Raw genomic sequence first — 10,739 nt, forward strand, 5'->3', positions numbered from 1 at the left:
ACGAAATTTTTTCGGGACGGCGTTTTATCCCAACTCGCGGTCCTTGGACAATATGAGTAGCGAACGTCGGCCGCACGCGTCCTAAAGCCAAAAATAACCGCGCACGCTTTTAACTCTGAAGTCTGCCTCTGATCCGGGGCGGAACAACGTTACGAGCTTTGCAAGTGCGATCATGTAGGCTGTCACCATTCGTGACGGAATCGAGTTAATCGAGTTTAGGCACCTAACACGCGTGCCCTGAGCCCTCGGGAAGCATGCTTCCAGTTATTGACTCGCTTTACACGGTCGCGGCAATCCACGCAGCGATACCGGGCCAAGTCTCTTTCAGCGTACGCGAGCCCATGAACAGACCGATATGGCCGCCCGGCACGAGTTTCTGCACGATGTGTTCGGCTGGCGTACCCAGATACTTCGTCGCATCTAACACCTGCTCCCGCGTCGTAATGTCGTCCGATTCTCCAGCGAGCAGGTAGACCGGACACGTGATCGCTTTCAGGCTCAGCGTGCGACCCAGCGCTACGAACGTACCTTTCGCCAGCCGGTTTTCCCTGAAAATCTGCCGGATGACCTGCAAATACCATCGCCCTGGAAGGTCGAGCGGATTCTCGTACCAGCTTTCGAACGCCTCTTCCTTCTTCAAGTACGCTGGATCATCAATGTGCTCATACAGATCGACATGTTCTGAGATGTAGTGCTGCTCCGGGTGCATGTTTTTCCACCCACGAAGCATAAAGCGGCCGCGCATCAGGCCGCCGCCAAGCTTGACCAGTTCCTCGTAAAACGATTCCGGATAGGTATGAGCCATCCGCTTGATGGGACCATCACCTGCATCGGTATCCACGGGCGAACCGGCCAAAACGAGACAGGCCACTTTCTCCGGGAAGCGAGCGGCATACATCGCGGACATCCAGCCGCCCTGGCACAGGCCAACGAGATTCACCCTGCCGCCCACCTCGTCGACGCACACATTGAGTTCGGCCAGATACTGGTCGATCTCCAGATCTTTCATGTCGTCGGTCGCGGACTTCCAGTCGGTCAGGTAGAGCCGCGAAATCCCGTTATTGCGCAGCGTCTCCATGAGGCTTTGACCGGGCTGATAATCGGCGATCATTGCGCGATGGCCAGCGTAAGGCGCATCCACAATGGTCGGCAGCCCCTGGGCACCCATACTGGAGTAATCGCGTAGCACCATCGTTCGCAGATCCAATAGAGGCCGGTTGGCTGTTGCGAACGACGGTTGAAGGCCCGAGTGGAGCTTTTCTTCCTCGGCTAAAAACGCAAGGTTCCTCGCCGTCAATGCTGCGCCTGCTTCAAACATCGCGGAAGCAGCCACTATTGGCCAAAAGAAAGGCAACGCCGGAATCGATGTCTTTTTGCGTGGCGGATGACTCATCAAACATCTCCATGCTGGAATTGCAATTTCGCCGCCGAATGCCCGGACTTTGACACCTCTCGGACCAAGTCAGGGCTGCATTCACTGTAAAAGGTTTTCTTTGCAATTAGCCTTCACCGTCATGTTTCTTGCGAGACTCGATCAAACCCGCGAGCCAGTCAGGTGCGGCCGGTCAGGTAAGCAATGGTCGCCATCGGAGTATCGGCAACGCTTCTAGCCTGCGCGTCATCGAATGATTCGTGAATGAGCCCGGTCAGCACGCTTCCCGGCGGAGACTCGACAAAATAACGTGTTCCCCTCTCGTACAATATCGTCATAGAGTCGTGCCAGCGCACCGTGTGCGCAACATTGCCTGCAAGATCGCGAGCAATGTCTTGCGGGTCGCGCAAGACTCGCGCGCGTACATTGCCGACATAGGGGATCCGGGGTTGCATCAGAGTCACCCCCGCAAATGCCTCGCTCATCTTCGCGGCCACGCCATTCATCAGCGCGCAGTGCGAAGGGACACTGACTGCCATCCTCTGTGCCTTTCTCGCCCCGGCGCGCTTTGCAGCCTCGATGGCGACCTCCAGCGCCTGGTCGCTACCTGCGAGCACGATTTGCCTCTCCGCGTTCAGATTGGCGACATACAGTGGCCGATCTTCGCGATGAAGTTCATTCACCAAACGGACCACACGAGCTTCGTCAAGGCCGACGAGCGCGGCCATGCCAAAGCCATGGGGATAAGCGCTTTGCATCAACTCGGCGCGCAGCTTCATCAGCGAAAGCGCCGTCGAGAATGCCAATGCACCGCAGGCTACCGCAGCCGTGTAGGCGCCGCTGGACAAACCGGCAACGGCCTGCGCTTCTACCCCTTCTTCGTTCAGCGCCCTCGATACCGCGACCCCGGCAATGAGCGCTGACAGCTGCACCGCGACGGTGGAAGCGAGTGCCACTTCAGTGTCCAACCCGCGGGCGTCGAGCGCGAGGACATCGCTCGCCTCGTCAAGCGTGGCGGTCACGGTGCCATGCGCCGGCAAACGCGCCAGAAAGCCGGGGGTCTGCGCTCCCTGGCCTGGAAACAGAAATGCGATGTTCATGGTCTGTCCTTGACGATGCCATGTACCTGATGGCCGCGACCTGGCGCGGCACAGGATCGTGGCGTCTCACTTTGGCGCGAGCAACATGATGGCGACCGCCAGCGTGACTATTCCTGAAACCGACGAGATAATCAGGGTCGCGCCGGCAACCGGCGTCTTCGTTCCACTACTGGCGCCAAAAACCAAACCGAAGAAGCCCGCTGGAATGGCCGTGAGGAGTGCGGCTTGTGCCGCAATCGCCGGCGGAAGCCCTAGCAGTTTCGCGAGACCGAACACGAGCAGCGGTTGCAGTACGTTCTTGACGGTCGTGCCGAACACCACGTCACCGGTTATCTTGATCGTTTGTGCCGACAGCATCAGACCCGTCAGGAATAGACCAATGCCCGCGGTCGCGGCGGTGATCGGCCCCAGCGCCGTGGCAACGAGCGCTGGAAGATGAAACCCGATGAGTGCGACCACCAGACCGAGCATCGGTCCGACGAAAATCGGCTTTCGCACCGAGTGTCCGAGCGCGATGAGAAACTGGCGGCTGGCGGACACCGAATGACCGGTGTCCGCCTTGCGGGCCTTGTCGAGTTCGAGAAGCGCCAGGGTCATCGGCGAGATGGTGACTGAACCTACCGCGATTGCAATGGCCACGGAAAGTGCGGCCTGCGGGCCGAAGATAGGTAGCAGCAAAGGAAGCCCAATCGACGCGAAGTTGGGAAACGCGATAGTGAGCGTCTCGACTGCCGCGTCGCCCAGCGACAGGCCGAAGAACTTGCGCTGCGTCCAGCCGACGACCGCGTAGGTGATGACGAGACCCAATGCAAGCACCAGAGCAAGCGGTCCGTTCTGGAAAATCACCGTTTGCGGCGTCTTCGCGATCGATACGAATAGCGTGAGCGGCAGCGCAAACTGCATCAGAAGAACATTCAGGCTCGAAACGTTCTGGTTGTCGACCAGCTTGCGTTTGCCGGCAAAATATCCTAATGCCAATACTAGAAATACCGGCAACAATGCCGTGACGATAAGGTTGAGCACGTGATTTCCGTTGGTTTGACATTGTCAGGACCGCGCCGCGCCTGCGCATGCAATTCTCGCTGCGGTCCATCGGACTTTCGGTTCTTTCGTGTGGACTTTTTTGTCCCGGTCATCACAAAGGGCAGGAGCGGCCTGCAGCCCCCAAGAGGATCCTCGGCGTGCTTCCTGCCCTTGCTGACGCGGACGTCCTCGCTACCACTGTTCAGCGATACGCTTTCGCACTTCGATGGAAGCCGCACGCGCCGTCTGCGCCTCCTTTGAGCGGTAACGCGCAGACAGATCGCGCGTGCTCTCGGCCAGCACTGACTCGATCGTATTGGTCAGAACCTGTCTTACTGTGGCCAACGCCGCAGCGTCCGGAGCATCAGCGTCGACGTTTTCGATCAGGCGATCGAGCAGCCCGAGCTTGTGATAATTGCGTATGTCGTAGGACATCGGCGGGATGCGTTCTCCCAGCTTCACGAGCTCCTCCACGCTACGGCGCGTGATGCGGGCCGCCGCCGCCTGCCCCATCGCATGAACCAGCACGTCCGGCGCGTCGAGAGCAATGATGCGGTTGGCCTGATAGCCGTGAGCGAGAAAGGCGCCCGACATGGCGTGCCCCACGATGAGCGCAATGACCGGGTGGCCCGCCATGCGCGCGTCTGCATAGGCATTGGCGGCTGCAGCGCAGGCGATGTGAATGCCCATCAGTTCTTCGCGACGTCCGTAGGCCTGACCGACCACGTCGACGATCGCAATGATCGGAATATGCTCGCCGCTCCCGGCTGCCTGTGCTTCATCGATCGTCTCGCGTACTTGCCGGGCAAGCGCCCAGCCTTGCTCGAGGCCCACTTCGCCGTGGCGCGCGCGGGGAAAACGATTGTGCGGATCAGGCACGACCGCGATGAAGCGCGCGTTGTGCTTGCACAGCGTGGCGTCCGCTACCAATATGGATTGCGCCACGCCGGGGCGTTTCGGAGCCTGTTCGGTCAACCCGTCGAACCATGTTCGCCCACGGCTGACGGCAGACGCATCCTGCATCGGCACTTCGTTGCTCATTTCGAATCTCCGTTGCCCCAAAGCGTCGCCAGTTGCGCGCCCGTGAGTTGAGTGCCGGTATCGACGTTCTTGATACGCGGCAGATAAGTGTCGATATCTTCACTGCGGTATTTGCCGGGGACGCCGCACTGAAAAGCCTTGCGAACGTGATTCGCGATCTGCGTCGCGTCGTCTTCCACGAGCATGTCGACCATTCCTACTCGCGAACGTTGCTCGCCTCCGATCAGACTCCATATGAGCGCCTTGTCGGCAGCATCGATTTCAGCGATACCGGCTTCCTGCTCTATCACCTCGGGACCGTTCATGCCGACGCGGGCCTGGCGCGTTACGATCAGGTAGCTGCAAAGCGCCGCCGCGAGCGACATACCGCCGAAGCAACCCACCATGCCCGCGACGACCCCCACGACAGGCACGTGGGCACGCAACGCGATGATGGCCGAGTGAATCTCCGCGATCGCGGCAAGGCCAAGGTTCGCTTCCTGCAAGCGAACACCGCCGGTTTCGAGTAGCAAGACGGCGCGCGTTGGAATGCCGCTCTGGTTGTCGACGAGCGCCCGCTCGAGCGCGCCGGCTATCTTCGCGCCCGACACTTCGCCCATGCTGCCGCCTTGAAAAGCGCTCTCTAAAGCAGCGACAACAGCCGGGGCGCCGTCAATCGTTCCCCGACCGATCACGACTCCGTCGTCGGCTTCCGCCACGATGCCCTGCATGGGAAGCCACGGTGACTTCAGCCGGTCGAATGGGCCCACGATCTCGCGAAACGAACCGGCATCGAGCACGGCAACTGTACGTTCGCGCGCATTGAGTTCGATAAAGCTTTTGCGAGCCAGGAAGTGTTTCCAATCCGTTGGTGCGTTCATTGTCCGAGTTCCTCAACGGCTTGTTCAAGCCGCAATAGCACGACGCCAGGTGTCGCGCCGAAATCGTTGACCTCGATGGCCACGCAAGCGTCAAAGCGAGAAAAAAACCGATCGACCACCGCTTTCCATACCGATCCGAATCCATCTACGCTGGTGTTGATCACGATCTTCGCGACCTTGCCTTCCAACGGCTCGATAAGGACTTCAAGATCTCCCGATCCCACCACACCCACATGGACACGGCGGTTCACTATTCTCGATGCCGGGTATTCGTAGTTGAGTACTTCCATTACCTGTTCCCCTTAAGATGGCGATATCGACAATGAGCCGTCTCGCTCGATGCGGTCCAAAAAAAGTGTGGCGGCGAGCAGGTCGGCCGCTCCACCGGGAGATGCGTTACAGGCAACCAATGCGCAATCGAGACGGTGGAGATGAACCCTTCCCGTCAGCGTGCCCGTGCCTCCGGCAGCAAGCGCCTCGGCGGCGCCGCGCTTGGCGATGGACAGCGCTTCGTAGCCGCCTCGATGCAACAGGCAGGTATCGTCAAGCGACGACATGATCGCCAGCAGCGCGTCAAGCCTTGCCGCATCCTCGTCGTCGCCACTCGAACGTGACTGCCTTAGCATCGGAAGAGCAAGTGACACGACGTGTGGAAAGCCGTCTGCCGCCTCACCACGCGCCCCGCGAACGCCATATCGGCGCTTGACGCGCAAGCCGTTGGACAAAGAGAGCGTTGCAAACGGATCGCGATGGCGCGAAATGTCTGCCGCGATCGCCGCCACCTCGAGGGGGCAGCACGTGCGTTCGCGGGCCGCGGCTGCCACCAGCAAGCCGAGCACCCAGACCGCGCCTCGGTGAGTATTGCTGCCATGCGTGACGGCGAGCATTGCGTTTTCTGTTTCCCGGCCAATTCGACCCAGCGTTTCGCGCAACACCTGGGTGGGGCCGTCAGCGGCCGCCGCCGTCGCCATCGCTGCAAACCCAGGGTGCAACGAACGGGCCGAGCGCACCATCAGTGCGAGGTCGAGATCCGCATGGGCACCGTTCCCCCTGCGGTCCACCAAAGCCGGTTTGGGTGTCAGCTCTGCTTCATCGATCAGTGCTCGCACCGCGGTGCGGGCGAGATAGTCCGACGCATCGCTGCGGGTCTTCGACGGCATGGCCTCAGGCAAAAGGCAACTTGCTCGCGCGGTGCCGGAAAGAGCAGGTCGCCCGGTTTCGAAGGCAAAGCACCTGGCGTGTTGCGTCGCGAACTCCATCGGCTCACCAGCTACGGAATTTCGACGGCGGCTCGTACAGTCCGCCGGACCATGCGACCAGATCGTCGATGCTTCTTGCCGCCAGCAGCGAGCGCTTGGCGTCGGTCCGTTTCACGCCGAGATCTTCGGGGTAGGCAACCACGCCGCGCTCACGCAACCGAGCCGTGCGTTTCGGATCCGCCTGGCGCCCTATGTCGGTGACACCCGCGACGGCTGCCAGTGCAGCCTTTCTTTCTTCCCCTTCAACCTTGTACAAATAGGCAATGCCTTCCTCGGTGACGACGTGGGTGACGTCGTCACCGTAGATCATCACCGGCGCGACCGCCATTCCACTATGCTTGCCGACCTCAATTGCATCTAGCCGTTCGACGAATGACGGAACCCCGCCCTCCCTGAACGTCTCTACGGTCTGAACGACCAGTTTGCGACCCCTGACAATAGGCGCCTTTGAGGTGATCATCTCAAGCCACGGCGTGCTGCTATGCCGCCTGCCATGCGGGTCATGCCCCATGTTCGGCGCTCCGCCAAACCCGGCCAGCCGGCCGAGGGTGACGGTCGATGAGTTGGCGTCCGAATCCATTTGCAAGGTCGATCCGATGAAAAGATCCACACCATATTGGCCGGCCAGTTGGCACAGCACGCGATTCGAGCGCAGGCTGCCGTCGTGACCGACGAAGTAGACGTCGGATCGGGCACGGATGTACTCCTCCATGCCGACCTCGCTGCCGAACGAATGAACGCTCTGCACCCATCCGCTCTCGATCGCGGGGATCAACGTCGGATGGGGATTGAGCGCCCAATTCCGGCAGATCTTGCCTTTGAGGCCGAGTGACTCGCCGTAGGTGGGCAAGAGCAGTTCGATTGCAGCCGTGTCGAAGCCGATGCCGTGATTGAGCGCGGTCACGCTATGGCGCTCGTAAATGCCGCGAATCACCATCATGGCCATCAGGATCTGCAACTCGGTGATATGTCGCGGATCGCGTGTGAACAGCGGCTCGATCGCAAACGGGCGGTCTGCCTCGACGATAAAATCCACCCACGACGACGGAATGTCCACGCGCGGCAGCACGTCGACGATTTCATTGACCTGCGCAATGACGACTCCGTGCCGGAAAGCGGCTGCCTCGACGATCGTCGGCGTGTCCTCGGTATTGGGGCCTGTGTACAGGTTGCCTTCGCGATCGGCCTGAACGGCGCAGACCAGCGCAACATCCGGCGTCAGGTCAATGAACATGCGTGCATACAGCTCGATGTACGTGTAGATGGCGCCGACTTCCAGCTTGCCGTCCTCGAGCAGTTGGGCAACCCGCAGACTCTGCGGTCCGGCAAAGGAGAAGTCGAGCTTGCGGGCGATGCCTGTCTCGAAGATATCCAGATGTTCAGGTCGACTGATGGTCGAAATTAGCAGGTGCACGTCGTGAATCACCGCCGGATCGACCTTTGCCAGGGAACGTGAGAGGAAGTCCGCTTGTTTCTGATTGTCGCCTTCCAGAGCGACGCGGTCGCCCGGTTTGATGATCGCCTGAAGAGCATCAACCAGACGCGCAGAGTTGAGAATCTTGCCGCTGCTGAAGGGCCGCGCGGCTTTCAATCTCTCTTGTTTGGCATCGCTGCGTTGAAACCAAGAGCGCGGAAGTCCAGCTACGTCGGTGCTGTCCGTCATTGTTTATCCTCAATCAAAAGGCTGATTTGTTCACTTTCGAGATTTAGACCACTCCCTACCGCATCGGTCCTCTGATTACAGCTACGAGCGTTGCCCGGTCGCAGACTCACCCCTGGAAATCGCCTGTGACCATCACTAAGAATCAACCATGAAGCATGTATTTAACGTATACGCTAAAGTAATCTAGACCTCGGTCTTTGATCTCTATCAACTTCCGGTTTATCCGAGAGGAACGCCGCAAGTTCGCGGTTTCCAAGCGGCGGCTAGGACAAGATAGCCAGGAGTCAGGGCGCAAAGTCTCGTGAGTCGCCCGCGCGCAGCGAAGGCGGTCTTGTCGCAGTAAACCGATCTGCTATGGTGATCGGTCCTGAAACGAACGATGTCACGAATGATCGAGGCGCCGAATGGCACCGTGAACAAGGCGCTCAACGACTGCATTACCGCTTGATGTAATGCTGCCGTGCGTGCGTTGGCACGTGGTGTATCCGTTGAGTCGGCGTCATCTGGAAGAAATAATGTGTGAACGGCAGTGTCAGTCGATCACTCGACAGCGCACGGCTGGACTATCCAGTTACTGCCTGCGCTCGGCAAGGTATTCGGACCGGGCAATAAAAAGGTCAGTCGAAGTTGGCAAATGAATAAGACCTACATTAACGTCAAAGGTGAACGGGGCGTTGTCACGTTAAAAGCGTTAGCCTCAAAGTACTTCGACATACTAACTTTTATCAAAAGCTGAACGGATTTCAGGAGACCTGGTTCAATCCTAGCGGCTTGCATTAACGACGCCGTTACAGCATAAAAAATTCTGTTGCTGTAGGCCGCCTGTCTGAGTCGGTCCATTGACGTCCACATATCGGTCAAGCGAGCTATACGTCGCCCCCCCAAAGCGCTCCCCTGTCACTGACTGACGGTATCACGAATGGCAAAACACCCGCAAACATCGATACCGTCAGTCGGTACCGTCGAAGTCGTGAATTGAGTGCGTCCCAGCAATTTCCACTAACTTGGGAAAGCAGTAATCACGGAACTGGCCGGTGCTGAACGGCTAGCATGCCAGTCACAAGGTTACATCGACTCTTGCTGCAGGGGCTGCGATCCATGGTGAGCGAAGTCTGGCGACACACTACTGTTCCGATGTCGTGACATTATCGCGCCTATCGCGCACGACATAGATCTTGTAAAAGGGTTTCAACTACCGCTTCTTCCGCAATCGAAAAACCACGACAAGACATTGCCTCAGTTAGCACTGGATCCCACGATGCAATCACTGGCGCACCCGACAGATCTCGAACATCGTCCTCACTCCGCCGTGAAGCGGCCAACTCGTAGTCTTCCGCATTAAAATGCCAAGATGACGCGACCCACTTTCGCCGGACAAAATTGGCAATTGACAAGCCAGCCCAGTCAAAGTCGCCGTGATACACAAGCTGGGCGCCCGCGCCCACCAGTTGATTGAGCAAAACGCGCTGCGCGGCTGCGGGCATCCCGTCTGTACAAATAAGCGGTGCACACGCCCTGCCCAATCGATCTGCCGCAATTGTTACGACCTCGGGGTTTTCGCAGACGTAAACCATGCGATCTTTTACCGCCCACGCCGGTGGGCTTCTTACCAGCGATCGCAGCGACATGTACGATGGCTCACCGAAGCGTCCCGGTTGGCGCACGGCTCGCACCGGAACGTTCAGGAATAAAGCCGGCCTGGCCAGTTCGTTGACAAAGACGCCCTGTTGCGCCCAAATCTCGCGCGAGGATTCATCGGACTGGCCCGCATCCGCCGTGTTGAACGGCGAATCGCCGTCATCCGACTCGACAGCCTTCTGACGGCGACGGCATATAGACAAGACCAGTGTTGCGACTGCCTGCCCGTTATCGAGACTGTGTGCGTCACCAAGAACCTCAGCAGCAAGCTGCGCTCGCGGGATTCCGGATGCAGGCAAACGCGAAAGCACGGCGAACGCCCTCTGAAGCAGGCGCCGCGCGACCTGCAGGTCCCTCCTCGATAGCCGCTTGAGCAGACCAAGCGAACTGGGAGACGTAAGGAACTCCACTATTCTTGAGTCGTCTGCTGCTTTTTGCAGCTCAATCCAACGTGCCTCACTCTCAGCTTGCACAAGCGCAGAAAGAATCGGTCCATCCAGGCGCTCCAATGCTTCCCTGAGAGACGCCGCAACACCACTCGACCTTAGCGTGGTGTCGACCGCGACGACATCGAGCGTAATCGATCGCGAATTACTGACCGCTTTCCCGCTCAACAGCGCTAACGCCTCATACTCGTGCGGCTGCAACCCTGTCAACTTGACGATCGACGGAGATCGTTCAAGGGAAAGACGCGCATAGCGTGCCCGCATCCGCTGTCGAAGCCGGATAAGTGCTTCGCCCCCTAACAGGTTCTGTAGCCGCATGTCTTCGTTATCGTTCATC

9 protein-coding genes and 1 pseudogene are annotated in these 10,739 nt (G+C 59.0%); 1 reads left to right on the forward strand and 9 read right to left on the reverse strand.

Going from position 1 to position 10,739, the window contains the following annotated elements:
- Positions 1–277 precede the first annotated feature (277 nt).
- From AWB64_RS00415 to mdcA, 8 genes are all read right to left on the reverse strand, one after another.
- On the reverse strand, positions 278–1,393 hold the full coding sequence (locus AWB64_RS00415; protein ID WP_060816670.1) for an alpha/beta fold hydrolase: 1,116 nt from the start codon (positions 1,391–1,393) through the stop codon (positions 278–280).
- 158 nt (positions 1,394–1,551) lie between these two features.
- A complete protein-coding gene (mdcH, locus tag AWB64_RS00420; protein WP_060816671.1) occupies positions 1,552–2,472 on the reverse strand; it encodes a malonate decarboxylase subunit epsilon in 921 nt (306 codons plus the stop codon).
- Positions 2,473–2,538: 66 nt separating this feature from the next.
- A complete protein-coding gene (locus tag AWB64_RS00425) occupies positions 2,539–3,495 on the reverse strand; it encodes an AEC family transporter (protein WP_060816672.1) in 957 nt (318 codons plus the stop codon).
- Between the two features lie 192 nt (positions 3,496–3,687).
- Positions 3,688–4,518, reverse strand: coding sequence for a biotin-independent malonate decarboxylase subunit gamma (gene mdcE, locus AWB64_RS00430; RefSeq protein WP_060817142.1), 831 nt, complete (start codon positions 4,516–4,518; stop codon positions 3,688–3,690).
- A gap of 14 nt (positions 4,519–4,532) precedes the next feature.
- Entirely contained in the window at positions 4,533–5,396 is an 864-nt protein-coding gene (locus AWB64_RS00435) for a biotin-independent malonate decarboxylase subunit beta (protein ID WP_060816673.1), read from the reverse strand.
- Positions 5,393–5,686, reverse strand: a complete 294-nt coding sequence (locus AWB64_RS00440) for a malonate decarboxylase subunit delta (RefSeq protein WP_060816674.1) — start codon at positions 5,684–5,686, stop codon at positions 5,393–5,395. Before AWB64_RS00440 ends, AWB64_RS00435 begins: the two co-directional genes overlap by 4 nt.
- 12 nt (positions 5,687–5,698) lie before the next feature.
- A complete protein-coding gene (locus tag AWB64_RS00445; protein WP_208603231.1) occupies positions 5,699–6,655 on the reverse strand; it encodes a triphosphoribosyl-dephospho-CoA synthase in 957 nt (318 codons plus the stop codon).
- Between the two features lie 4 nt (positions 6,656–6,659).
- A complete protein-coding gene (mdcA, locus tag AWB64_RS00450) occupies positions 6,660–8,318 on the reverse strand; it encodes a malonate decarboxylase subunit alpha (RefSeq protein ID WP_060816676.1) in 1,659 nt (552 codons plus the stop codon).
- Between the two features lie 440 nt (positions 8,319–8,758).
- Here mdcA and AWB64_RS32135 point away from each other — a divergent pair.
- Positions 8,759–8,985: pseudogene (locus tag AWB64_RS32135) on the forward strand (transposase domain-containing protein); the annotation flags it as partial.
- A 487-nt stretch (positions 8,986–9,472) separates the two neighbouring features.
- On the opposite strand, the gene AWB64_RS00455 reads toward AWB64_RS32135, so the two are convergent.
- Positions 9,473–10,738 carry a TIGR02679 family protein gene (locus AWB64_RS00455; RefSeq protein ID WP_244163893.1) on the reverse strand — a complete coding sequence of 422 codons (1,266 nt, stop codon included), beginning with the start codon at positions 10,736–10,738 and terminating at the stop codon, positions 9,473–9,475.
- Between the last annotated feature and the right edge of the window lies 1 nt (position 10,739).

The organism is Caballeronia sordidicola, from assembly GCF_001544455.2.
In the GTDB taxonomy this organism is placed as follows: Bacteria; Pseudomonadota; Gammaproteobacteria; order Burkholderiales; family Burkholderiaceae; genus Caballeronia; species Caballeronia sordidicola.